This is a genomic window from Undibacterium sp. JH2W (assembly GCF_049340425.1).
Taxonomy (GTDB): domain Bacteria; phylum Pseudomonadota; class Gammaproteobacteria; order Burkholderiales; family Burkholderiaceae_D; genus Undibacterium.
Window position 1 is genome coordinate 345,983 of the sequence record NZ_JBMPOT010000005.1, and the last position, 22,327, is coordinate 368,309.

Annotated in this window: 25 protein-coding genes and 1 tRNA gene; 17 read left to right on the plus strand and 9 right to left on the minus strand. The window is 50.9% G+C overall.

Annotation, left to right across the window (positions count from 1 at the left end; translation table 11 throughout):
• The first annotated feature begins 31 nt into the window (after window positions 1-31).
• From tsaE to ACO0LC_RS09490, 3 genes are read left to right on the plus strand one after another with little or no spacing between them, the layout of a single operon-like run.
• Entirely contained in the window at window positions 32-517 is a 486-nt protein-coding gene (tsaE, locus tag ACO0LC_RS09480) for a tRNA (adenosine(37)-N6)-threonylcarbamoyltransferase complex ATPase subunit type 1 TsaE (protein ID WP_423002410.1), read from the plus strand.
• Between the two features lie 17 nt (window positions 518-534).
• Window positions 535-1,884 carry an N-acetylmuramoyl-L-alanine amidase gene (locus ACO0LC_RS09485; RefSeq protein WP_423002411.1) on the plus strand — a complete coding sequence of 450 codons (1,350 nt, stop codon included), beginning with the start codon at window positions 535-537 and terminating at the stop codon, window positions 1,882-1,884.
• Window positions 1,885-1,898: 14 nt separating this feature from the next.
• Complete coding sequence (locus tag ACO0LC_RS09490) at window positions 1,899-2,423, plus strand: hypothetical protein (RefSeq protein WP_423002412.1); 525 nt, start codon at window positions 1,899-1,901, stop codon at window positions 2,421-2,423.
• 21 nt (window positions 2,424-2,444) lie between these two features.
• Here ACO0LC_RS09490 and ACO0LC_RS09495 read toward each other — a convergent pair whose 3' ends face one another.
• Entirely contained in the window at window positions 2,445-3,770 is a 1,326-nt protein-coding gene (locus tag ACO0LC_RS09495; protein WP_423002413.1) for a PLP-dependent aminotransferase family protein, read from the minus strand.
• 132 nt (window positions 3,771-3,902) lie between these two features.
• Between ACO0LC_RS09495 and ACO0LC_RS09500 the strand changes: the two genes are divergently transcribed.
• Window positions 3,903-4,526 (plus strand): LysE family translocator, encoded by a 624-nt coding sequence (locus tag ACO0LC_RS09500; RefSeq protein WP_423002414.1) that lies wholly within the window; start codon window positions 3,903-3,905, stop codon window positions 4,524-4,526.
• 256 nt (window positions 4,527-4,782) lie between these two features.
• Window positions 4,783-5,442 carry a hypothetical protein gene (locus ACO0LC_RS09505; protein ID WP_423002415.1) on the plus strand — a complete coding sequence of 220 codons (660 nt, stop codon included), beginning with the start codon at window positions 4,783-4,785 and terminating at the stop codon, window positions 5,440-5,442.
• Between the two features lie 226 nt (window positions 5,443-5,668).
• On the opposite strand, the gene ACO0LC_RS09510 is transcribed toward ACO0LC_RS09505, so the two are convergent.
• Together ACO0LC_RS09510 and ACO0LC_RS09515 are read right to left on the minus strand one after the other, a co-directional pair.
• The gene (locus ACO0LC_RS09510; RefSeq protein ID WP_423002416.1) at window positions 5,669-6,001 is read right to left on the minus strand and encodes a hypothetical protein; all 333 of its coding nucleotides are present in this window, start codon (window positions 5,999-6,001) and stop codon (window positions 5,669-5,671) included.
• 18 nt (window positions 6,002-6,019) lie between these two features.
• Window positions 6,020-6,667: a VTT domain-containing protein gene (locus ACO0LC_RS09515; RefSeq protein ID WP_423002417.1), complete on the minus strand. Its 648-nt coding sequence runs from the start codon at window positions 6,665-6,667 to the stop codon at window positions 6,020-6,022.
• 83 nt (window positions 6,668-6,750) lie between these two features.
• Here ACO0LC_RS09515 and mutL point away from each other — a divergent pair, with 83 nt between their 5' ends.
• From mutL to ACO0LC_RS09535, 4 genes are all read left to right on the plus strand, one after another.
• A complete protein-coding gene (mutL, locus tag ACO0LC_RS09520; protein ID WP_423002418.1) occupies window positions 6,751-8,664 on the plus strand; it encodes a DNA mismatch repair endonuclease MutL in 1,914 nt (637 codons plus the stop codon).
• A gap of 22 nt (window positions 8,665-8,686) precedes the next feature.
• On the plus strand, window positions 8,687-9,907 hold the full coding sequence (locus ACO0LC_RS09525; RefSeq protein WP_423002419.1) for a multidrug effflux MFS transporter: 1,221 nt from the start codon (window positions 8,687-8,689) through the stop codon (window positions 9,905-9,907).
• Window positions 9,904-10,863 carry a tRNA (adenosine(37)-N6)-dimethylallyltransferase MiaA gene (miaA, locus tag ACO0LC_RS09530; protein WP_423002420.1) on the plus strand — a complete coding sequence of 320 codons (960 nt, stop codon included), beginning with the start codon at window positions 9,904-9,906 and terminating at the stop codon, window positions 10,861-10,863. The genes ACO0LC_RS09525 and miaA overlap by 4 nt, the downstream gene beginning before the upstream one ends.
• Window positions 10,864-11,067: 204 nt before the next feature.
• A tRNA-Met gene (locus ACO0LC_RS09535) sits at window positions 11,068-11,144 on the plus strand.
• Between the two features lie 153 nt (window positions 11,145-11,297).
• Here the strand turns inward: ACO0LC_RS09535 and ACO0LC_RS09540 are convergent.
• Genes ACO0LC_RS09540 through ACO0LC_RS09550 form a run of 3 tightly spaced genes read right to left on the minus strand, consistent with a single transcriptional unit; the run spans window position 11,298 to window position 13,895 of the window.
• Window positions 11,298-12,407, minus strand: a complete 1,110-nt coding sequence (locus tag ACO0LC_RS09540; RefSeq protein WP_423002421.1) for a beta family protein — start codon at window positions 12,405-12,407, stop codon at window positions 11,298-11,300.
• Window position 12,408: 1 nt separating this feature from the next.
• On the minus strand, window positions 12,409-13,623 hold the full coding sequence (locus tag ACO0LC_RS09545) for an ImmA/IrrE family metallo-endopeptidase (RefSeq protein ID WP_423002422.1): 1,215 nt from the start codon (window positions 13,621-13,623) through the stop codon (window positions 12,409-12,411).
• 8 nt (window positions 13,624-13,631) lie between these two features.
• A complete protein-coding gene (locus ACO0LC_RS09550) occupies window positions 13,632-13,895 on the minus strand; it encodes a hypothetical protein (protein ID WP_423002423.1) in 264 nt (87 codons plus the stop codon).
• A gap of 509 nt (window positions 13,896-14,404) precedes the next feature.
• Here ACO0LC_RS09550 and ACO0LC_RS09555 point away from each other — a divergent pair.
• The 3 genes from ACO0LC_RS09555 (at window position 14,405) to ACO0LC_RS09565 (ending at window position 17,239) form a co-directional block, all read left to right on the plus strand.
• Window positions 14,405-14,950 carry a tyrosine-protein phosphatase gene (locus tag ACO0LC_RS09555; protein ID WP_423002424.1) on the plus strand — a complete coding sequence of 182 codons (546 nt, stop codon included), beginning with the start codon at window positions 14,405-14,407 and terminating at the stop codon, window positions 14,948-14,950.
• A gap of 247 nt (window positions 14,951-15,197) precedes the next feature.
• The gene (locus ACO0LC_RS09560; RefSeq protein ID WP_423002425.1) at window positions 15,198-16,064 is read left to right on the plus strand and encodes a hypothetical protein; all 867 of its coding nucleotides are present in this window, start codon (window positions 15,198-15,200) and stop codon (window positions 16,062-16,064) included.
• Entirely contained in the window at window positions 16,061-17,239 is a 1,179-nt protein-coding gene (locus tag ACO0LC_RS09565) for a serine hydrolase domain-containing protein (RefSeq protein ID WP_423002426.1), read from the plus strand. The genes ACO0LC_RS09560 and ACO0LC_RS09565 overlap by 4 nt, the downstream gene beginning before the upstream one ends.
• Before the next feature lie 502 nt (window positions 17,240-17,741).
• On the opposite strand, the gene ACO0LC_RS09570 is transcribed toward ACO0LC_RS09565, so the two are convergent.
• A complete protein-coding gene (locus ACO0LC_RS09570; protein ID WP_423002427.1) occupies window positions 17,742-18,530 on the minus strand; it encodes a substrate-binding periplasmic protein in 789 nt (262 codons plus the stop codon).
• A gap of 192 nt (window positions 18,531-18,722) precedes the next feature.
• Window positions 18,723-18,905 carry a hypothetical protein gene (locus ACO0LC_RS09575; RefSeq protein WP_423002428.1) on the minus strand — a complete coding sequence of 61 codons (183 nt, stop codon included), beginning with the start codon at window positions 18,903-18,905 and terminating at the stop codon, window positions 18,723-18,725.
• Here ACO0LC_RS09575 and ACO0LC_RS09580 point away from each other — a divergent pair.
• Window positions 18,904-19,329 carry a DUF2177 family protein gene (locus tag ACO0LC_RS09580; RefSeq protein ID WP_423002429.1) on the plus strand — a complete coding sequence of 142 codons (426 nt, stop codon included), beginning with the start codon at window positions 18,904-18,906 and terminating at the stop codon, window positions 19,327-19,329. The two genes, ACO0LC_RS09575 and ACO0LC_RS09580, sit on opposite strands and share 2 nt — an antisense overlap.
• A 127-nt stretch (window positions 19,330-19,456) precedes the next feature.
• Window positions 19,457-20,128, plus strand: coding sequence for an HAD family hydrolase (locus tag ACO0LC_RS09585; RefSeq protein ID WP_423002430.1), 672 nt, complete (start codon window positions 19,457-19,459; stop codon window positions 20,126-20,128).
• Window positions 20,129-20,286: 158 nt separating this feature from the next.
• Here the strand turns inward: ACO0LC_RS09585 and ACO0LC_RS09590 are convergent, their stop codons facing one another.
• Window positions 20,287-20,745, minus strand: coding sequence for a PA2169 family four-helix-bundle protein (locus tag ACO0LC_RS09590; RefSeq protein WP_423002431.1), 459 nt, complete (start codon window positions 20,743-20,745; stop codon window positions 20,287-20,289).
• 488 nt (window positions 20,746-21,233) lie between these two features.
• Here ACO0LC_RS09590 and ACO0LC_RS09595 point away from each other — a divergent pair, with 488 nt between their 5' ends.
• The 3 genes from ACO0LC_RS09595 to ACO0LC_RS09605 are packed head-to-tail and all read left to right on the plus strand — an operon-like array spanning window position 21,234 to window position 22,088.
• Window positions 21,234-21,449 carry a hypothetical protein gene (locus ACO0LC_RS09595; RefSeq protein ID WP_423002432.1) on the plus strand — a complete coding sequence of 72 codons (216 nt, stop codon included), beginning with the start codon at window positions 21,234-21,236 and terminating at the stop codon, window positions 21,447-21,449.
• A 41-nt stretch (window positions 21,450-21,490) separates the two neighbouring features.
• On the plus strand, window positions 21,491-21,694 hold the full coding sequence (locus ACO0LC_RS09600; RefSeq protein ID WP_423002433.1) for a hypothetical protein: 204 nt from the start codon (window positions 21,491-21,493) through the stop codon (window positions 21,692-21,694).
• 13 nt (window positions 21,695-21,707) lie between these two features.
• Window positions 21,708-22,088, plus strand: a complete 381-nt coding sequence (locus tag ACO0LC_RS09605) for a hypothetical protein (protein WP_423002434.1) — start codon at window positions 21,708-21,710, stop codon at window positions 22,086-22,088.
• Window positions 22,089-22,327: the final 239 nt, after the last annotated feature.

A 22,327-nucleotide genomic window follows, 5' to 3' on the forward strand; every position in this document is an offset into this window, starting at 1 on the left:
GGCAGATTCATGAATAGGAACTTTGCAGGAAATGTCACATTATAAGACCACACTCGCCAATGAAGCAGCTACCCAGGCCCTGGGTAAATGCCTGGCGCATGCGCTGACGCCGGGTATGAGCATCTTTTTACATGGCGACCTGGGTGCAGGCAAGACCGCCCTGACCCGCGCCATGATCCATGCCGCTGGCCACAATGGCAACGTCAAGAGCCCGACCTATACCCTGGCCGAACCTTACCAGGTCAGCATCAAGGGCCAGGCTGTCACCATCATGCATTTTGACCTGTATCGCATGATCAGTGCAGATGAATTTGCCGAGGCAGGCTTTCGGGAAGAGTTTAATGACAGCAATATCTGTGTCGTTGAATGGCCAGAAAAAGCCGATGGCGTACTGCCAGAACCCGATTTGAATGTATTTTTGCGCGTCGCCGGTGACGGTCGTGAGGTAGAATTGCACGCGTTGTCTGCCAAAGGTGTCGCATGTCTCGCATTACTCAAGTTTGCCCCGAATCTGTAAGCGCTGAAAATCATACTGTGCTTTCCAAAAAACGCCGCGTCCTGCTGAAAGCGGGCGGCACCCTGCTGCTTTCTGTCATTGCTCCTGCTGCCAATGCAGCACAGATACTGGCCGTGCGCGTCTGGCCGGCAGAAGACTATACCCGCGTCACGCTGGAAAATGACAGCGAACTGAAAACCAATCACTTCGTGCTGAAAGACCCGTATCGCCTGTTCGTCGACATAGAAGGCCTGGAACTGAATGCCAAGCTCAAGGAGCTGGTCGCCAAGATCAAGTCGAATGACCCCTACATCAAGCAAGTGCGCGTAGGCCAGAACCGCCCCAACGTCGTGCGCCTTGTATTTGATCTCAAAGAAGAAGTCAGTCCGCAAGTATTTACCCTGGCACCAGTGGGCAACTACAAACACAGGCTGGTATTCGATCTCTACCCTGCCAATCCGACTGACCCTTTGGCCGCACTGATAGAAAAAGGCGAATGGAACAAGGAGCCTGGCAGCATCAACCAGGCACCGGTGGCGACTGCCAACCCGGCTGATATATTGGCGGGTAAAAGCGAACCCAAGCCAGAGCCCAAACCAGAAGTCAGGCTCGATCCCCAGCCAGAAATCAAACCCGGTGCACCAGTCATAGAAAAACAGGAAAAACCGGTACAACTGACACGCATGATCACCATCGCCATCGACCCTGGCCATGGTGGTGAAGACCCCGGCGCTATCGGTCGTGGCGGCAGCCGTGAAAAAGATGTGGTGCTGGCAATCGCCAAGCGCCTCAAGGCCAAGATAGAGCAGCATCCGAATATGCGCGTCATGCTGACCCGTGATTCAGATTACTTTGTGCCACTGAATGTCAGGGTACAAAAAGCCCGCGCCGTGCAGGCAGACTTGTTCATGTCCGTGCATGCAGATGCCTTTGTCAATTCCAGCGCGCGTGGTTCTTCCGTATTTGTCTTGTCAGAAAAAGGGGCCAGCTCCACTGCCGCCCGCTGGCTGGCAGATAAAGAAAATGCAGCCGACCTCATCGGTGGCGTCAACATCAAAACCCATGACAAGCAGTTGGCCAGCGTCTTGCTGGATTTATCAACGACGGCACAAATCAATGACAGCCTGAAACTGGGTAAGGTCGTGCTCAGTGAAATCAGCGGTATCAACAGGCTGCATAAAGGCTCAGTTGAGCAGGCAGGCTTTGCAGTATTGAAAGCACCTGACATCCCCAGCATCCTGATAGAAACCGCCTTTATCTCCAACCCGGAAGAAGAAGCCAAGCTGACCGACAATGCCTACCAGGACCAACTGGCAGATGCAGTCATGAAGGGGATCAAGAAATATTTTTCCAAGAACCCGCCGCTGGCTAAAAATCGCATGACTTAAACACGGGCGGCAATATGAAAATCCTGATCCCGGCCTTGCTGGTTTTGACTGTCGCTCTACCTGGCAAAGCTGAAGATATAGCCCCCATCCCCTCTTATGTGGAAATGAAGGTTCTCAGTTGCTCACCCGCCCTGCCATTGATAGAGCAAAAGCTGAAAGCGGCGGGATACCCTGCAAAGGAACTGGAAGAGGCACGTATATCAGCCAGATATTTAAGCCTGTTCACTGCCCAGCCCCTGCAAGAAGTGGAGTACATACGCACTTACTATGAGCGTAATATCAACACCTACAAGGGACGGGTAAAGACCCTGAACAAGGCCGCTGTCCGTCAATTCATGGCGACCGGGCTTGATGTGGATTTTTGCAACACCCATTATCTGGGCAAGACTCAGGTTTTCGAAACCACTGAAGGTCTGGCCTGTGGCGAGATTAAAGCCAGTCAAAAGCATGTCACAGTCGCGCAATGCCTGACAGACTTAGCAAACGCACATGGTATGCAGATAAAAATAAGCGAAATGAAAAAATTCCCGGTGCCTTGAATCACGAAATAGCGAGCACAATCAAGGCATGCAAGCCTCATTTATATTTGCCAGTGCTTGTTCCAGTGTCGCCAGCGGAACCGAGCCTATCGCCAGCCGCAATGCATGTGGCACCGCTACACTTACCGTAAAGGCTTCTGCCGTTGCCACCATGATGCCTTGCAGTGCCAGGCTCGCAGTAACTTGTTCTGCCCGCAAACCCTCAGGCAAACTCAGCCACAAATAATATGAACCTGGATGTGCAGTCAGCTTGCAAGCATGCAAAGCTGCCCTTGCCAGACGCTGGCGCTGCCTGGCATCCTTGCGTTTTCTCATTTCCAGTTCATCGACCACGCCTGCTTCTATCCACAGGCAGGCCAGGGCTATCATCAAAGAAGGCGTATTGCCTGAGGTGACACGGATAGCTGTTTCCAGCGCAGGGATCAAGGCTGGTGGCGCAGCCAGCATGCCTATGCGCAAACCCGATGCCACGCTTTTTGACAGGCCAGAAATATACACAGTCTGCTCAGGTGCATAAGTGAAGACAGGTTTGGGCGCAGGCTCTGCCAGAAAGGCATAGGCGCCATCCTCGATGATAAGAAATTGATGTTTTTGCGCCAGTTGGGCAAGCTGTTGGCGCTCTGCATCTGTCATCACCGTGCCCATGGGATTATGCATGGTCGGCATCACATACACGGCACGTACGGGTCGTCGCTTGCACAGGGCCGCCAGGGCTGGCAAATTCAATTTACCTTCGGCCAGCGGCAAGGCTTCCACATCCAGCCGCGCTGACAGGGCCAGGGTTTTCATGCCTGGATAGCTTAATGCATCCATGACCAGGACATCGCCCGGTGCCAGCAAAGCCTGCACAGTCACCGCCAAAGCTTGCTGAGCCCCATTGATAATGAGTACCTGTTCCGCAGGCAAGCGCAAGCCACGGTTGCGTAAATGCCTGGCCATGATTTGCCTTTCATGTGGGCGACCACCTTGGGGTGCCGCATGCAGCAAGGCATCCAGATCACCTGAGCTGGCGATGCAGCGCAAGCCTTCGCGCAGCATCTCATCTTGTCCTGGCAGGCATGGATAATTGAAGATTAGATCCACCGCCCCGCTTTGCAAGGTCTGTTGTTCCAGCCCCAGGCCACGCGGCAAACTGGTGTCGCGCACAAAAGTGCCACGCCCCATCTCACAGGCTACCAGGCCATGTGCTTCCAGTTCGGTATAAACGCGTGAGGCTGTCGCCAGCGCAATGCCATGCTCCTGCATGAGCTTGCGCAAGGTTGGCAACTGCGCACCGGGCCGCAATTTTCCACTGCCAATGCGGGCAGCATAATCATCAACAATGGATTTGTAGCGGGCTAAGGCCATGAGATAGGGACATAAGATAGGAACATAAAATCGCAACAAGATGGTATCTAGAACAATTTTTTTACTGTATCAGATCAAAAGATTACACTGCACACAGATTTTCAGCAATCAACATTACTCCAGGATGCCACCATGATCAGTTTGAGTACCCTTGCCACCTTTAGCCTTGCTGTCTTGCTTTTGCTGTGCTCACCCGGCCCGAACATGGCCTTCGTCATGACTTGCGGCATGCAATATGGCGTGCGCGGTAGCGTGGCTGCTGCTTTGGGTATAGGCGCAGCAGATATCATCCTGACGCTGCTGACAGCTTGCGGCATCACCGCCATCATCACGGCCTGGCCACCTTCATTTGATGTGATACGTTATACAGGCGCACTCTATTTGCTGTGGATGGCTTATAAGGCACTACGCTATCCTGCTTCAGTGATGCAAACTACAGCTCAGGCGATGCCGCTGCGCACCGTATTTGCCCGCTCTTGCCTGAATAGCTTGCTCAATCCCAAGGCCTTGCTTTTCTTCATGGTGTTCCTGCCGCAATTTGTCGATGCGCAGGCAGGCATGGTCACGCAGCAATTATTGTTGTTCGGCTTAACGCTAACCATCATCAGCACTCTCTTTCATGCCCTGCTGGGCAGTTTTGGCCATGTCATCCGCCATGCACTGATGCGCCATGCCAAAGTAGCAAAAATGCAGGCGCGTATCCTGGCGGCAGTGCTGTCTTTGCTGGCCTTGCGGCTAATACTGATGACGCGCTAAGAACCTGCTTACGATCTTAAGCGCGCGCGTGATCGGGGTTCATGTGCGGCTCAAATTGCTCATGTACTAGTGTACATTCCGCTTTTTGCGCTGCGTTTTTATTACCCTACCACCGCTGACGCACGCTCGCTACAGATCGTAAACAGGTTCTAGCAGCAAGCGCATTTTCAGGGGTGCTGTTATCGGTATGCTATGATTTGCAGACTTAGACAACCAGCAGGGACAATTTGTCCCTTCAAAGGAAGCATCCGCCCCTATGGCAATCAAAACCATCTTGAACGTCAGCGCCCTGGCTGGCGTTAAAATTTCTTCCCGTGTGATCGGCTACACGGCATTCGGGCTTTTCCTGAATCTGGTTTTATTCCTGTTTTTTGCCAGTTGGGCTGGCAGGGGCCAAAGCGGACTGCCCATGTTCTTGCTAGGACTGACAAACTTGCTGGCACCCATCTTGTATTTTTTCATGGGTAAAAAGCAAGGCATTGTCGCTGCCCTGCATTTTCTGGCAGAACGGCATGGCACTGACTTGAGCCATTTTGTGGTTGGCAAACTGAGCGATAATTACCCTCAACTACTGGACAAGGTCCATACCGCTGGCAGCAGCAGTGCAGCCATCCATGAAAAGATCACTGATCAGCTCAACAAATTGAGTGAGCAATCAGCCGTCAACAAGATGGTCTTTAACACGCTCTTGCAAAAGTTTGATTTTATTTCCGTGATTAGCCAGGTATTGGAAAGCAATCCTGCGGCTGGCTCGGGCAGCCGTGAAGAAACCGCAGACAAGATAGCCAAAGCCCTGCAAGAGAAATTGAATGCTGATGATTTGAAACCAGACTTAAACGCCCCGACCAGGCTGGTGACTTGCAATGTAGCAGCCGCCCTAATTTGTGCGAGTATTTTGCCGGTTATATTCAGGTAGGTGGAGATTAGGTATTGGCATGCCAACTCAAAAACGGAGCGTAGGTTGGGCCGGGCCTCGCTAGGCTACGCCTCATCAGCCCAACACTGGGCCTTAACAAATGTATACGTTATTTAAACGCCGAGTGTTGGGCTGGTAAATCGTAGCCCAACCTACGCCACTTGCCCAACCTACGAGAATTGTGGCGCTTCACTAAACATTAAGCAACAGAGGCCCCATCCAAAAACTACTCCCCCACACTGGCATCCGAATCACAAGCAGTCCCTGCCGCTATCCACCGTCTCACCCGCCTGGCAAACCAGCCCTGCCATGCATAAGGCAGCCAACGCACGTAACTGGCGGGTTGCAGCAACATCCCACAACGATATTGCCCCACATCCTCATGCCATTCCAGTGCCTGGCAACTGCCGCGTAACTGCAATAAAAATACCCGCGCCACCGGACAAGGTTCAGCAGCACAACAAACCCCACAACCATTACAAGCCTGCCCCTGGGCTGGCTTGAGGGGTGCTTCCGCATGCAGCCAGATAATGCTAGAAGAACCTGCTTGGGCTTTCACGATGGCGATTACACTCCCTTAAAATGCTTTCTTGGTCCTTCGGAATAATCTCCACAATGCCCCCAGGATGATGGGCACAATCGCTGCACCAACACCGATCAGCACGATGGCATTCAGATGATCGCGGATCACAGGAATATTACCAAAGAAATAACCACTCAGTACCACACTGAACACCCACAACAAGGCACCCAAGACGTTATACAACTGAAAGGTTTTGTGCGTCATATCAGAAAAACCAGCAACAAAGGGGGCAAAAGTACGCACCAGCGGGATAAAGCGCGCCAGCACTACTGTCTTGCCACCGTGTTTTTCATAGAACTCATGGGTTTTCATCAAGGCCTTGCGGTCTATCCAGCGATAATCCTTGTCCATCAATTTATGGCCTATCAAGCTGCCTATCCAGTAATTAATAGAATTGCCGGTGATGGAAGCAGCAACCAGCAAAGTAATCAGTAGCCATACATTCATCGAACCCGTGGCACAAAAAGTACCCGCAATAAACAGCAGCGAATCTCCAGGCAAGAAGGGGAAAACCACAAATGCCGTTTCGCAAAACACAATAGCGAACAACACAAAATACACCAGCGTGCCATATTGCTGAATGACGGTGCCCAGCATTTTATCGACATGCAAAATCATGTCGAGGAGTTGCATAAAATCCATTATTTTTCCAGGGTCAGTATAAAGCCGCCGCAATCATACACCAGACGGCAATGTCTGAGACGCCTGACAGGTATAATCATGGCATGAATTCGAACCCTGCTACCCATCGCCCCATCCAGGCACTGCCCGACAACCTGATTTCCCAGATCGCCGCAGGTGAAGTCGTGGAAAGGCCCTCTGCCGTCGTCAAAGAGGTGCTGGAAAACGCCCTCGATGCCGGCGCCAGCAATGTGGTCATCCGGCTCGAGGAAGGCGGCGTCAAGCGCATTGCCATCACCGACAATGGCCGCGGCATACCGCCAGACCAGTTAACGCTGGCAGTGGCCCGCCACGCCACCTCCAAGATAGCCAGCCTCGATGAGCTGGAACATGTGGCCACCCTGGGCTTTCGTGGTGAGGCTTTGGCCTCCATCGCCTCGGTATCACTGCTGACGTTGACTACCCGCACCGCAGATGCACCCCATGCCTGGCAGATAGAAAACGGCAAGGTCTCCCCCGCATCCGGCGCGCAAGGCACGACGGTGGATGTGCAAGACCTGTATTACAACACCCCGGCCAGGCGCAAGTTTTTAAAGTCTGAGCAGACAGAATTTGGCCATTGCGCCGAGATCGTGCGCCGCATTGCCCTGGCCAGACCTGATGTCTCGTTTTCACTAAGCCACAATGGCAAGGCAGTAGACCACTGGAATGTCAGCGCCATCGACAAGCGCAGCGCGCAGATTTTGGGCGAAGCATTCTCGAATGCCCGCCTGTCCCTCGATGAAAGTGCAGGCCCCTTGCGCATACATGGCTTTGTTGGCTTGCCGACAGCATCCAAGGCCCGCGCCGATGCGCAGTTCTTTTACGTCAATGGCCGCTTCGTGCGCGACAAGCTGCTAACGCATGCCGTGCGTGCTGCCTATCAGGATGTGTTGCATGGTGACCGTTATCCATCCTATGTACTGGGGCTGGACCTCGACCCGGCACTGGTGGATGTGAACGTGCACCCATCCAAGATAGAAGTACGTTTTCGCGATAGCCGCTCTGTGCATCAGTTTGTCTTCCATGCAGTTAGCCGCGCTTTGGCGCAAACATCGGCGACTGCCTTTGGTACTGTGCCCGGCCCCATGTCTGCTGGCTCTGGCATCGCTGCCCCTGCAAATGGCAGCACGCCTTGGATATCCGGCGAGCAAACCACCTTTGCAGCACAGTTTGCCAACCCATCGCCCTATGCTGGTGGTGGAGGTGCAACTGGTGGCAGCGGTTACGGCAACGCCTACCAAAACCCCTATCGCCCACAGCCCAAGGGCGGCGTCAGCCAAAGCATGGAAAGCTATGGCGCTTTCTTCCGCCCCAATGCCAATGCTGGCGTCAACGAGGCAGGTGCCAGCTATGCACCCGCCAACCAGGCCGCCAACAGCTTGCCAGATGACGATTACCCCTTAGGCTTTGCCCTCGCCCAATTGCACGGCGTGTATGTGCTGGCACAAAACAGCAAAGGACTGGTATTGGTGGACATGCATGCCGCCCATGAACGCATACTTTACGAACAATTAAAAAACGCCCTGGATGAAAACAGCATGCCAGTGCAACCCATGCTGATCCCCATCACCTTCTTTGCTGATGCAGTAGAGGTCGGCACGGTAGAAGAACATCAGGATACCTTGAAAGCGCTGGGCTTTGACATGGCCGCCATCTCGCCAACCACACTGGCCGTGCGCGCCGTGCCAGCGCTCTTGAAGAATGCCGATGCACAGTCGCTGGCACGCGATGTCTTGCGTGAAGTGCGTGAATTTGGTGGCTCTCGCGTTTTGATAGACAGGCGTAATGAATTGCTCGGCACTCTGGCCTGCCACACTGCCGTGCGCGCCAACCGCAGCCTGACTGTGCCAGAAATGAATGCCCTGCTGCGCCAGATGGAACATACAGAACGCTCAGACCAGTGCAACCATGGCCGCCCGACCTGGGTGCAACTGGGTTTGAATGACCTCGACAAGATGTTCTTGCGTGGTCAGTGATGCCCTGAGAAGAAGATTAACCATGACGCAAACCAATCAGGCCATCGCCCAATTTTCGGCAGCACCTTTATTCTTTTTGATTGCAACATTCCTGATGTTGCAACCACTATCGACTGACCTGTATCTGGCATCCCTGCCCAGCCTGGCAACTGTGTTTGATGTACCTGCCGCCACCGTGCAACTGACGCTGTCCATCTTTGTCGCTGGCTTTGGTGGTGCACAACTGGTCATAGGCCCACTATCTGACCGCTTTGGCCGCCGCCCCGTCGTCGTCGTCGGGCTTAGCCTCTATCTGCTGGCCAGCCTCTTGTGTGGCGCATCGCAAAGCATGGGCATGCTGATTGCTGCACGCTTTTTGCAGGCCCTGGGCTGCTGCTCTGCCGTCATCATTGCCCGTGCGATAGTGCGCGATGCCTATGACCCGCAAGACAGTATCAAGGTCATTTCCAAAGCCAGTAGCTGGGTATCTGCCGCGCCTTTGCTGGGACCTATCCTGGGTTCATTCTTGCAAGTCAATCTGGGCTGGCGTGCGGCGTTTTTTGTGCATGCCTTGCTGGCAGCAGCCTTGCTCATCATGGTCATCTTGCGCCTGCCTGAAACCAATCTGCATAAAGACGCCAGAGCCACCAATGTCAGCGGCTTGCTGCGCAATTACCGCATTGTGCTGGGTGCGCCGGTGTTCTGGGTATATGCCTTGCCGGGTGCCTTGTCGTATGGCTCCATCTTTGTCTTTATCTCTGGCGCATCTTTTGTCCTGATCAAAGTGCTGACCTTACCAACAGCCTGGTTTGGTTATTGTTTTGCCTTTGGCGTATCCGGCTACCTCAGTGGCACCGTGGTCTGCCGCCGCCTGCATGCGCGCTTTGGCACCAAGATCACTATGCGTATAGGCAGCAGCCTGTCTCTCGCTGCTGGTGCAAGTTTTCTGGCAATGACACTCGCAGGCATGCAGCACTGGGCCATGCTACCGCCCGTCATGTTCATGACCATGGGTGCGCATGGCATCAACTTCCCTATTTCGCAATCCAATTCTGTCTCGCCCTTCCCGCAACAGGCGGGCACTGCCGCTGGCCTCATGGGGGCACTGTATATGCTGGTCGCCTTTATCGTCGGCAGCATCGTTGGTGCCACGCATAATGGCACGGTCTACCCGCTCGCCATCATCGCCTGCAGCATGGGCAGCCTCATTTTTATCGCCGCCCGCGTTTTACCAGCGTTGATCCCGGCAGAACAACCTGTATGATTATCCACACAACTACGTCAGTACAAAAAGTCATCGCCATCATGGGGCCTACCGCCTCAGGCAAAACCGCCGCCGCGCTGGAAATTGCGCGCCACTACCCGGCAGAAATCATCTCCGTCGATTCTGCCCTGGTCTACCGCGACATGAACATAGGCACGGCCAAGCCCAATGCAGCAGAACTGGCCGCAGTACCCCATCACCTCATCGACATCATCGACCCGGCAGAATCCTACTCGGTTGCGCAATTTCGCAAGGATACGCAAAGACTGGTCGCGGAGATACAAGCCAGAGGCAAGCTACCCCTGCTGGTAGGTGGCACCATGATGTATTTCAAAGCCCTGATGGATGGCCTTGACGACTTGCCGGGCGCAGACCCCGCCATACGTGCAGAACTCGATGCAGAAGCCGCCCGCATAGGCGTACCCGGCCTGCACGCCAGACTGGCAACGCTGGACCCCGAAACCGCAGCCAGACTCAAACCGCAAGATAGCCAGCGCATACAACGCGCCCTGGAAATCATCGCCATCACCGGCCAGCCCATGTCCGCCCTGCTGGCCAAACAGGAACGCGCCGCACCACCCTTCGACATGCACGCCATCTCGCTGGAACCATCAGAGCGCAGCGTACTGCACCAACGCATCGCCCTGCGCTTTGACACCATGCTAGAGCAAGGCTTTATCGATGAAGTCAAAGCCTTAAAACAAAGACCAGACCTGCACGCCAACCTGCCATCCATACGCTGCGTAGGCTACCGCCAGGCCTGGGATTATCTCGATGGCATAACCACGCTCGCAGAAATGCGTGAACTAGGCATCATCGCCACCCGCCAACTCGCCAAACGCCAGGTCACCTGGCTAAGATCCATGCCAAACCGCATCATCATCGACTGCCTGGCAGCCGATGCCCAGGCGCAGATCATGGAGAGTGTCAGGCAGGCATTGAACAGCCCGGCATGAAGACAACGCCAAGCACTATGTGAAGCTTGGTATAGCTATCAATGTGAGCCTCATTTTTAACTCATTTTCAACAGCACGCAGCCTAATTCAGACACAAAACCAGAAATGCTTTGCTTTTTAAGCAAAAATAGCCGCAGTTTCCATCAAAATCTGGTTTTGCATATTGACAGCCCAAGGCCAAACTGACATAATCGCAGGCTTCTTGGTGATATAGCTCAGTTGGTTAGAGCACAGCACTCATAATGCTGGGGTCGGTGGTTCAAGTCCACCTATCACCACCAGAATTTTCTTGCAGAGCGATCTGCCAGATGCAAAGAACCCGCTTTTAGCCTTATGCTTTAGCGGGTTTTTTGTTTTATACAATCTAAAAAGTTAATGCTAAATAACCATGTAGCCAATATTAGGCAACCGCAAATAGGAATACATCCTCCGCTCTACGCCCCGACATTTGCACCATAGGCTGCAACTTGTTGTTGGTGTTCAAATATTTCCATTAATACTGTCCTAATATGATGATTGCTATCAATAGCTATCATACTTGTTGCATCTCGCAGCTCTTTTACACCGATACTACAGCTCAAAATCTCTGAATCCCCCCAACTAAATGACGGGTCTATGTAATGCGCTGACTTGATAAGCTTCTGCGCTAAATCCTTATGTTGCAACGTTAACGAATCGATTTTTTTAGAGTGTCCACGCACGATGAAGAATTGATTTTTGATGGTATAGCGAATTTTCGCGTTTGCGTGCGGCGCAATAACTCCATCTTTAGCTTCAGGATTACGAATCAAATAATCACCAAAAATAACATCCTTATCCATAAGAGCAGAAAATACAGCCTTCCATGCGACCATTTCTATTCGAGGAATGCAACCCTCGGCATCTTGAGTATCAACAGCTTCGTTCACCCCTGTTGGCATTGAGCCGCCAACCACAATTATCTTACTGAAACCTAGAGAGCGTAGTGCTGCGACCGCAACTTCAGTATCATCAATAATGTCAGGAACCGCAGTAGTACAAACATTGCCAAAATCAACCATGACATAACAATTCACAGGCCCAACTTGAAGTGCCGTCATAATGGCATTTATTTGGCTAGCGAAATATGACAGATCGCGCAAATCATCTTTGATCGCCTCACGATCAAGACGAATGCAAGGTGTTACAGAATACAAATTTCGGATGTTTTTCAAAGCCTGGCTGTAATCAGGATCAGCCCACCGGTCATAGCCCACAATAGGGTGCGTCAATACCCCCTTAGAACGAAATAACGAGAAAGCATATTCAAGAACATGGATGCCGCTCTCTGTACGAGCATTCGACACCCATTTCGAAATATCCAGAAATGCTTCACGATTCAACCATGCCTTACCAGCACTCGTTGCAGTTCGATTAATTGTCGACTCGACCACCAAAGCCTCAGCTTTTTTTGCTGGTAACTCAAAGAGCGGCAAAATACTTGAGGAAGCTGACGCAGGAAGGTTAACAAGGGCGGTAAATTCACCGCGTTTAGCTGCCATCACTGGAACATATTGAAGACTCATCTTAAACCTCTATACCTGTCAAATTAAAGTGCCTTCGCACTTGCCCGTGCCCGACTAAATCATTGAACATAGTGTAATTTTCTCGCTCTTTCCTTAGCCTGCCAGCGATAATTGCAGGGTGAATCTTAAGTTCTCTAGAAAGCTGATCTATTGAATCATGTCTGGGATTCAAATAAGCCTCACTACGCTTCCAAGCGACGCTTGAAATTAAAGCCTCTTTTGCAATACGATTCGCTTCGAGCTCTCTACGATCGTCCGAAGAAGAATCTAAATTATCCAAAAATGTCTCTTCTTGATTAACATGTTTCCATAAATGGGCAATTTCATGCAGCAAAGTAAACCAAAAATTATCCAACCTATCAAACCTCAGCGTAAGACCGATAATTGGTATTCCATCAAAATCCTGCAATGCCGCTCCATCAAGCAAAGTGCCTTTAAGTGCGGGCTCAATCACAACAGCAATTCCATTTCTTTCCAAAAATTCGACAGCAATTGCTGGTCCATGATCAGACCAACTAAGCTGTACTAATTCACGCAAAAACGCAGCTGAAAAAACAGACGAATCGAACTTACCCAATCCCCCTTTTTTTTCCCTAGCTTTTTGAATCACTCTCGCTAACCAAGCGAAGAGAGCATATTTGGTGGTCGGTGAATAAGCATCGCCATGCAAGGAGCGCCTAAAAGCAGTGCTTCCAAACTGCATACCTGCATTTGCAATAAAACCTTTAACAAGTTCTTCCGTGGACTCTGTTGCTTTATTTGTAAACTTCTGTAGCCAACCTCTTGCAAGCATCTCGCCGACCGGGAATCCACTCCAATCGACATCATCCCGACGAAGCTGCGCTGGCTCTGCGGGGTCAACTCCAAGAAGTGTTTCGACCGATATACCAAGCCCACTTGAAAGAGCGCGAATCATTGGAATAGTTAACGGTCGTTTTCTACCAAGAACCTCTGAAACTCTACTACGAGTACCAAAATATGGCACAAGGTCCGCTTGTTTTAAGCTTTGTTCCTGCATGCGAAAGAGAATTGCATCAATTGGATCAGGAATCTCAATTGGAAATTTCTGATTCTCATATGCTTCCACCAATACAGAAAGCAACTCTAAGCGCTCAGCATACTGACTTCCTGGCATTGGATTTTTTGCGATTAAATTTTGCATCTCAAGCAGATAAGCTTGGTGCTGCTCATCGGAGCGAATTACTTTTGTGTCCATTAACATCATCAATTTATACGTTTCAGATCGGTTACGATGGCGACAGCAAGAGGAAACATCATCGATACCTCAATCCACTCCGGCTGAAGTCCAACGCGAAATTGAAAGACATTATCTGCGACGTTCTTAGCTTGAGGAAATTGGCGAAGCACATCCTTGGCCTGTTTCCAATTTGCGTGTGTCATTTCTAAAATCCAGCTGCAAAGCCACTTGTCTGTCTGCTCGTCTAGTCCATACAACACTTGGAGCCTGTTTCTGCCGTGTAATTTCATAATCCCATTTGTTCACGATATGGGAACAATATAACATCACAAAATATCTCAGTCAAGTTCCCAAAAAGGGAACAAATAAATAATACTGTATTTACATACAGTATGCAATTAATTATTCACAAACCGTCTTATGATTGAGTAATCATCATCTGGATAAACAAAGTGGCGATGGCGAGATGTCGAAGGTGATCAGTTATGAGTTGCTTGACCAGAGGTTTATGCAAGATGACTTGTGATAACTGACTACGATTAAGCTCGATATGTGTACGCACTCTTCGACTATTAGCTAATCTGCAGTCTCACCTACATCATTGATACCACCATTCGATTAAATGTATCTTTGTATAAATCGATAAGAAATCTGGAGATCCATTTTCGACTCACGCGACGGCAGGCCAATTATCTTGCATGGTGTGAAGCATAGACAGAAAATATCGAAACGCGATAATTACAGACACATTCCGAGAAATTCTTGACTCGACTATTTTAAAAGTAATGCTTAACTTGCTATGCACCAACAACACCCTATAAATTTTCGTGATATCAGCGATGCCTTGGGGCTTTGGCTTGATGAGGTGCCATTTCCATTTGGGCGCTTAATTCGTGGCGGCAAGTTTGACACCATGTCTACACTGGCAGATTTAGGTTTTCCCAAGACAATTATCAATTTGCGGCAAGGTCCCGACCCGCAGCATCTTGGTGCAAAACTGATACACCTTCCAGCTACTGATTCAGTTGAGAATTACGACACCAGTCATTCAAAGGTGCGTCGTTGGATTGCTGCAGTCCTGGAAGCCTTGGTTGACCCTGCGACTCAATGGCCGGTCTACATACATTGCACCTCGGGGCGGGATCGCACTGGTGTCGTAGTTGCTGCCACATTGTTACTGATAGGCATCCCCAGAGAAATCGTTGTTGAGGAATTTTTGCTAAGCAGCGGTGCCGAACGCGAATCTGTTTTGCAGGCAATTGATGGATTGTGCAATCGTTCATGTGATCCGCTGGTCGATCCAGACAGACTGAAGCAAGCACTTTTTGGAGTGTCTCCAGCTTAAGCTGAGACCCATTTAAATTAGTCACTCGTATGCAAGTAGAGGCCTCGCCCATTTTTCGACGCGCGATTCAGGGCCTGCGCGAATCCAGTCAACAATTCTCTTGTGTGAACCATGCATGAAGTACTGTCGGGTTATTATCAGTTAATCGATACATTCATGGCGGCTGAGAAAGAAACTTTCTCAAAATGAGACAGTCTGAAGCGATCAGCCTTATTTTCATGCCCATCATTTTCAGGAGAAAACATCAATGAGGTCATCCATCTCTGGCATGACGAGGACAGTGGCACTGTTACTTACCCTATGCCTGCTATCGAGCTGCACGCTAATTAAGACCGGCGTGGCCTTGATGCATTCTCGCGAGGTATTTGCAGCCAGCAAAACCAATCCCGATGTACGCTATCTGGCTGGAGCCTCGCCAGAGATTGCAGAACAAGTGACGAACCGGGTTGCAGCAGCTATCCAGCATTCGCGTGAAGTGGTCGAAAAAGCACATGGCGCCAAGTTTACTCATGCACCACAGATCTACATTTGCCATGCCGATTGCTTTACCCGCTATGTGCCCGTTACTGTCAATGAACCGGCGGCGCAGTTTGGGGATAGTATTTTTTTGAATATCGACGCGCTGCTAAAAAGGGAGGCACGCGGCGCGCTGCCGCTGGAATATATACTCACGCATGAACTTACCCATCTCTTGTTATATCAGGTGGCGGGGCCGATTGCCTATGCGCGCGTACCAGCCTGGTTCCGTGAAGGGATTGCCCAGCAGGTGGCACAAGGGGCAGGTGCTTCAGAGTTTGTCACCAAGCCGGAAGCGGCCCGCATGCTATTGGACGGCAAGCATTTTGACCCGGCAGAAGTGGGCAGCATGTTGGTCAACCGGACTGCCCCCAGCTACAAGCTGACCACACCTATGTTCTATCGTCAGGCGCTGATGTTTGTCGATTTTCTCAAGGCCAGCAATCCCGCGGCGTTTGACAAAGCATTGCACGATATTGTCATTGGCAAGGATTTCCATGACAGTTTCAAGTCAGCTTATGGGGCATCGATTGTGTCATACTGGCCCGCATTTATCGCGTCAATCACATCGCTTACCGTACAACCAAGCACTCCATGATTAAAAACAGCCTGCAAAAAACCGGGCGCAAGCATGTCTTGCGCGCTTGCGTAACATCTGTCGCCTCTGCCCTGCTTGTCAGCATAGGCGTGAGCACAAGCGCCTATGCCAGCGATGTTGCCCAGACTGTAAATACCAACAGCAATGCCTGCGCAAAAAGCTTGGACACTTATCTGTCGCTTTACTTAAAACCTGGCAATGCTGGTGCCAGCGTCATCGTGACGCGCAATGGCGATACGCTCTTGCGCAAGAGTTATGGCATAGCAGATATACGCCAGGGTCTGCCACTGGAAGTGGACATGCCTTTGCGCGTGGGTTCGATTACCAAGCAATTCACCGCTGCGGCCATCATGCTGCTGGTTGAAGAAGGCAAGCTGGCTGTTACTGACAATATCAATATTTACCTGCCTGACTACCCCACACAAGGCAAACAGATCACCATAGAAAACCTGCTGACACATACCTCGGGCATACGCAACTATACGGCGCTGCCACAGTTTTATGGCAGGGCTACCAGCCAGGTCAGCGTTACCGAGGCCATCGCTTTTTTTAAAGATGCCACACCAGAATTTGCACCTGGCGAAAAATTCTCATACAGTAATTCAAACTACTTTTTGCTGGGCGCGATCATAGAAAAAGTCTCAGGCTTATCCTACGCTGAGTTCATGCAAGCACGTATTTTTACTCCCCTGCATTTGCAACATAGCTTTATCGAGACCGATACCAAGAAGCCGGGCCTGCTTGCCAATGGCTACAGCCGCGTTCGTGGTGAAGAGGTCAGCGCCCCACAATACAGCATGAGCTGGCCTTACGCTGCGGGCGCAATGCGTAGCAGTGTGGATGACCTGGCTGCCTGGAACCAGGCTAGCGTGGCAGGCCGCCTGCTGACAGCCGATTCTTGGAAGAAAATGCGTACCCCTTATGTGTTTCAAGACAGCGGCAAGAGTGATGGTAAAAACAGCCCGTATGGCTATGGTTTTTTCATACGCAAGATACATGGCAAAGACGCCATCGAACACGGCGGCGATATCCCCGGCTTCAGCGCCGCTGCCCTGCACTTGCCAGGCGAAGGCCTGTATGTGGCCGTGCTGGGCAATAGTGACACCCTGACGATTGCACCTGGCATTCTGGCCGAAACGATAGTAGACAAGGTGGCGCAGTGCAGTTTTGAATAGCAGAACACCGCTGAGGATTTGTAATTTGTGGAGAGAAGATGATAAATCTGATTTACTCCATTTCTTAAAAGCTGATTTTGGCAGACGGTTTTCTCTATAGCCTCTAGATGGCTCATCTTATAGGCCTCACTTATTGACCTCACGTATAGGCCTCACTTATAGGCCCCACTTAACCGGAGTCAGTAGGGGAACATCTTTCATTTGGCAGGTTCTTTTCAATGGCTACAAATGCATTTCAATTTTGGTGGAAGAAATTCAGAGAGACGGGGGATATTTCGCCAATCAGGCTGGGGTGCACGCGTGACGACATCAAAGCTGCATTTGGGGAACCTGATGCAGTAAGCAGTGTGACACGCAAGCATAAGGTCCCCGCGATCTGGAAATATGGATCACTGGAGTTCCATTTTGGACCAGAAAACACTGACACGCTGACACTCATTTATTCAGAGACAGCCAATGGCATTGTTGATGTCAGTATTCCCCGGCGTTTGCATGACAGTGTTTAGTCAGGGTGACACTGCTTGTCTGTTGGGTGACATGGCTTGCCTGTTGAGTAACAGTCCTTATTCAATTTAATGTATGCATTCAGCTTTTCCAGCAAGCCTGTGTTAGCCTTGCGCGTGACAAAATTGAAGGTCTCCAGGCCGTCGCTGATGTGGTGCACATCTGCCAGTGCCAAGCGGCCATGGCCGTATTGAGCATTGAGGTATTGGTTGCTGACGTTTCCTTCTCCAAAGGCATAGCCCTCTTTTCCCAAAATGAATTCTTCTACAATATACTTTTGTACATCCAGTTTGGGGTCGAGGTCAATGACGAGTTCGCTGACGTAAAGGATTTCGCATTTATTTTTGTAACGTTTGTTCGCATCAATATCTGCGGTTGATCCCTTTGTCACGATGATCTTTTTCCCCTTCAGGTTGATATAGTCATCAAAGGTCGGCTTATCAGCAGCGCGCACCAGCAGCGATCTTTGTACATTGAAGTAGCTATCGCTCCAGCAGGCATCATCTCCTATTTTTCTATCTGCTCTTTGCTGGATACCAGCTGCGGCGATGTCACATTCATTTTCGCCTGGCCGCTGCCAGATGTTGTCGAAAGGCTGCTCTATGAACTTGATATCCAGATTCCAATTTTTAGCAAAACTCGCCAAGAACGAAATGTCCAGGCCATCAAGTTTGCCACTGTCATTCTTGTAGCAGACTGGGGCGAAGCCGCCATAAGTGCAGACTGTCAGCAGGCCGGGGGTGAGAGTTGTGAATGCTATTTCGTCTTTCATGAGCTTACCTTCCATGTCAAGTGAGGATAGAAAAACCTGGGGAGGCTGGACCAAGGATGTCTTGGTTTGGGGGCACAAAAAAATGCGGACTTAATTGTCTTCCTGCAAGACCTCGTGAAAGCATGCATTGGTGAAATGGTCTGGCGACACATACACACCCGGTTAATAAAACCTGCACAAAGCTGGCTTTTCATTCTAGCCATCAAATTAGCAATATGCAAAGATATTTTGAGATTCAGCTTTTTCGCTATTGATGATGGGCAAGTAGCCGGTCGTACTGGTATAGACTGACATATCTATGTGAAAAGTTTTTCTCGCGTTACCGGTATCCCTGGTGCGAGTAGCAGCACCTGCTATCGTCATCACAGACTTACCAGAGGGTTCAAACATGTTGATGCAATCCGCCATAAAACCACCAGCAGCAAAGCAGATTTTGCTGGCATACAGTTTTGCCTTGCTTGCCATCCTGGTGCTGGATGCCTTGTGGCTAGGGGTATTGATGGGCCCCAGCTATCAGTCTGCGCTGGGTGATTTGATGTTGGCTCAGCCCAGGCTGATACCGGCAGCACTGTTTTATCTGTTGTATGCATTGGGTCTGCTGGTCTTGGGCATACTGCCTGCCCTGCAAGCGCAAAGCTGGCAACGTGCAGCATGCTTGTGTGGCTTGCTGGGTCTGGTTGCATATGGGACTTACGATCTCAGCAACCTGGCAACGCTGAAAGCCTGGCCGACCACGCTGGCGGCGATGGATATAGCCTGGGGTGTGGTGATGTCGGCTACCGCTGGCACACTGGGATATCTGGCAGGCAGGTAGGCGTTTTTCCTGACTTGAAAAATCTGGCCCCACTTGAAGTATCAAGCCCGAACTAAGCAGGAACTTTGCAGCCGGGTGCGTAGTCGAAACCAGGCAATTACCCACCTTACCAACTCCTCACCTGCCAATGAATTCCCCCTATCAACTCATCATCTTTGACTGCGACGGCGTACTTGTCGACAGTGAACGCATCACCAATGAAGTCTTTGTACAAATGCTCAATGAGCTGGGCTTGCCATTGAAACTGGAAGACATGTTTGAACAATTTGTCGGCCACTCTATGGAGCAGTGCATGGCCAAAATTGCGGGCATGCTGGGCCGCCAGCCACCAGAAAACTTTTTGGCAGAATATCGTGTACGCACCCGGGAGGTGCTGGAGAGCAAGCTGGTGGTAGTGCCGGGCATACCAGAAGCATTGGCGCAATTGCATCTGCCCTATTGTGTTGCCTCTAGTGGCGACCATGAAAAGATGCGCACTACCCTGGGTGTGACTGGTTTATGGCCAAAGTTTGAAGGCCGCATATTTAGTGTGAGCGATGTCAAAGCTCCCAAGCCTGCGCCGGATGTATTCTTGCATGCAGCGGCGACGATGGGCTTTGCACCTGCGGATTGTGTCGTGGTAGAAGACACACCTACTGGCGTACGTGCAGCAGTGGCGGCAGGTATGACGGTGCTGGCTTATGCGGCCCTGACACCCGCCCAGCGTTTGCGGGACGCAGGCGCGCATGTCATTTTCGATGATATGCTGGATTTACCTGGATTGATTTCAAAAGGCAAACTGGCAGTTGCTGCCGCCTGAAATGGGCTGGCATACCCGGTTTGTTGAATCCCAACTTTGCCAGGGCCACCATAGCCATCGCAGGGGCAAAAAATCTGCAAAAAAACCAGTCATATTTCATGACTGGTTTTTTATTCATGCTGAGGCTGCATGCTTATCGATAATTATCGATCAAACTCTCAGGCATGCGCCCTGACCTGGTCGCGCAAGACTTTGATGACATCATGATTGCGCAATACACCTTGGCACTGACGTTCAAGCACCAGGCGTATGTGGGTAGGCAAGTCTTGCTCCAGTGCTTTGCGATAAACACGTACCGCAACATCTTCACCGCGTTCGCATTCATTGAGCACGGTTTCATCATCCTTGCCGACGATGGCCGCACGTATATTGGTCCAGACGCGATGCAGGTCACCAGATAAAGTACCACTGGTTTCTGGGTCGCCACCCTGGTTGCGTACCAGTTCCTGCAACTCAAGAGCAGCGCTGGCACATTCACGTCCGCGTTCGGCCAGCATGGTTTTCAGTTCAGGATGGCGCCCACTGGCATCTTCTGAGCAGACTTTAAAGCCTTTTTCGCCATCCTTGCTGGTTTCTATCAAGTCGTTCAATGTGGAAATGATTTCGTCGTTGTTCATGATGTTTCCTTATGAGTAAATAAACCGGCTTGAATGCTCAGCATCGTCACCTGGCCCATGCAGGCTTGGAATCTTGCCGGTAGATGTGCCTTTCACCTTGTGTTCGTGGCAGGCTCTCCGTCGAAGAGGCATCCCTCTTTGACATAGGTAAATACTAAAGCCCTGGCAGGCACGACACTATCGGACATGTGCTTGTCGGCCTGTAGGAAGTGGCGACAATTCCCGGTCGCTTCTTTTTGACGTCATCAGGCAGGGGGCGTTTTCCACATAAGCGGCTGTCATGATTTGCTATGAGTGGACGATGATTTACTTCATCCAGTCCTACAAATGTGGGGGTCCGCGTCCTATATGGTGCCTACAAGGCCGATGCTAGTATGCATTCGAAGTTGGGCGTAGAGATGGCGGATGCTGGCAGATTCAGTTTTGTCGCTCATCTCAGTGCTTACTGCTCAGTGCTCAGTGCTCAATCGTTTACTGGAGAGGTCGAGATGAATACATGCTTGTTCAAGAGCGGCATCTTTTTTTTCTGCGGCTCCATGCGCCTGGGCTTGGGCCTCTTGTTTGGCAAACCTCAATTGCGTGCCAGCGGCCATCAAATGTTGACCAATGCCAGGTGCCAGGTTGCGATTGGTGATGCACAGAAAGTCATCCAGCAATGTATCAAGCGCCAGCAAAATAATCTTACTTCGGTTTCAAGATCCTGATCCCCGACCATCCGGGCAATTAAACCTCATTGGAGAAACACATGATAGCCAGCAAACACATCCTGCTTGTCGCCGGTCTTGCCAGTTGGGCATTGATGACCGCCTTCGGCAAAAAAAGGTATCACGAAAACCTTGCCGCCAAGAAGCTGCACAAAACTGAGCTGAGTACCTGGGAAGGTGAAGGTGGCAATCTCCCCCCAAAAATCAAGCGTACCGCCGCCGATGTTCCAATGGCATCTCAATAGAGAAGGAGTCATCATGCCAAATAAGCCTAGCCTTACGACGCCACCCGCCAACGATCCAAGCCTGGATAACCTGGGTCATCCGGCGATCCCCTTTCCTAGCAGTGCCAATCCACCAGTTCAGACCGAGCCGGTTGTTGAAAAAACTGCCGAAATCATGCAGCCAGCAAGTGAAAAACTGACGGCCCTGAGAGCGCAAGCAGGCAGTAAATTAAGGTCAGAAACGGATCAGGCAATCAGGAAATTGGGGGCACACAGCGAGAAACTGTATGTGTCCCAGGCAAAGTTGCTGGATAACTGCCACAGCCAGCTCAGAAAACAGCCCATGATTTTCCTGGGCCTGGCAGTTGCGACTGCGGTAGCCGTCAGTGTGCTGCTGCATAGGCAGATGCGTTAGTGCGCAGCAATTGAAATGCCTGCGCTGCTCTAGACCGCAGCAAATCCCGCTGGCATTTTCAATGCCAGCGGGCAATCATAGTGAGAGCCACCATGCCAGGCATGGAACAGGTTTAACTAAATCCATGCCAGCAATGAATTCATACGAATATTATCCATATTTTATCCAAGTGCTATGCTATAAGATGTAAACATCTCATGACTGTGCCAAGTATGCCAAATACAGGACAAGATGGTGTC

Bases quoted from the DNA above. Each gene is read 5' to 3' on its own strand.
- ACO0LC_RS09515 (WP_423002417.1), bottom strand. From the start codon at position 6,667: ATGGATTTTATGCAACTCCTCGACATGATTTTGCATGTCGATAAAATG.
- tsaE (WP_423002410.1), top strand. From the start codon at position 32: ATGTCACATTATAAGACCACACTCGCCAATGAAGCAGCTACCCAGGCC.
- ACO0LC_RS09550 (WP_423002423.1), bottom strand. From the start codon at position 13,895: ATGAAATTACACGGCAGAAACAGGCTCCAAGTGTTGTATGGACTAGAC.
- ACO0LC_RS09600 (WP_423002433.1), top strand. From the start codon at position 21,491: ATGATAGCCAGCAAACACATCCTGCTTGTCGCCGGTCTTGCCAGTTGG.
- ACO0LC_RS09580 (WP_423002429.1), top strand. From the start codon at position 18,904: ATGTTGATGCAATCCGCCATAAAACCACCAGCAGCAAAGCAGATTTTG.
- ACO0LC_RS09605 (WP_423002434.1), top strand. From the start codon at position 21,708: ATGCCAAATAAGCCTAGCCTTACGACGCCACCCGCCAACGATCCAAGC.
- ACO0LC_RS09505 (WP_423002415.1), top strand. From the start codon at position 4,783: ATGGCAATCAAAACCATCTTGAACGTCAGCGCCCTGGCTGGCGTTAAA.
- ACO0LC_RS09545 (WP_423002422.1), bottom strand. From the start codon at position 13,623: ATGGACACAAAAGTAATTCGCTCCGATGAGCAGCACCAAGCTTATCTG.
- ACO0LC_RS09575 (WP_423002428.1), bottom strand. From the start codon at position 18,905: ATGTTTGAACCCTCTGGTAAGTCTGTGATGACGATAGCAGGTGCTGCT.
- ACO0LC_RS09555 (WP_423002424.1), top strand. From the start codon at position 14,405: ATGCACCAACAACACCCTATAAATTTTCGTGATATCAGCGATGCCTTG.
- mutL (WP_423002418.1), top strand. From the start codon at position 6,751: ATGAATTCGAACCCTGCTACCCATCGCCCCATCCAGGCACTGCCCGAC.
- ACO0LC_RS09585 (WP_423002430.1), top strand. From the start codon at position 19,457: ATGAATTCCCCCTATCAACTCATCATCTTTGACTGCGACGGCGTACTT.
- ACO0LC_RS09560 (WP_423002425.1), top strand. From the start codon at position 15,198: ATGAGGTCATCCATCTCTGGCATGACGAGGACAGTGGCACTGTTACTT.
- ACO0LC_RS09595 (WP_423002432.1), top strand. From the start codon at position 21,234: ATGAATACATGCTTGTTCAAGAGCGGCATCTTTTTTTTCTGCGGCTCC.
- ACO0LC_RS09495 (WP_423002413.1), bottom strand. From the start codon at position 3,770: ATGGCCTTAGCCCGCTACAAATCCATTGTTGATGATTATGCTGCCCGC.
- miaA (WP_423002420.1), top strand. From the start codon at position 9,904: ATGATTATCCACACAACTACGTCAGTACAAAAAGTCATCGCCATCATG.
- ACO0LC_RS09490 (WP_423002412.1), top strand. From the start codon at position 1,899: ATGAAAATCCTGATCCCGGCCTTGCTGGTTTTGACTGTCGCTCTACCT.
- ACO0LC_RS09565 (WP_423002426.1), top strand. From the start codon at position 16,061: ATGATTAAAAACAGCCTGCAAAAAACCGGGCGCAAGCATGTCTTGCGC.
- ACO0LC_RS09525 (WP_423002419.1), top strand. From the start codon at position 8,687: ATGACGCAAACCAATCAGGCCATCGCCCAATTTTCGGCAGCACCTTTA.
- ACO0LC_RS09590 (WP_423002431.1), bottom strand. From the start codon at position 20,745: ATGAACAACGACGAAATCATTTCCACATTGAACGACTTGATAGAAACC.
- ACO0LC_RS09500 (WP_423002414.1), top strand. From the start codon at position 3,903: ATGATCAGTTTGAGTACCCTTGCCACCTTTAGCCTTGCTGTCTTGCTT.
- ACO0LC_RS09540 (WP_423002421.1), bottom strand. From the start codon at position 12,407: ATGAGTCTTCAATATGTTCCAGTGATGGCAGCTAAACGCGGTGAATTT.
- ACO0LC_RS09570 (WP_423002427.1), bottom strand. From the start codon at position 18,530: ATGGAAGGTAAGCTCATGAAAGACGAAATAGCATTCACAACTCTCACC.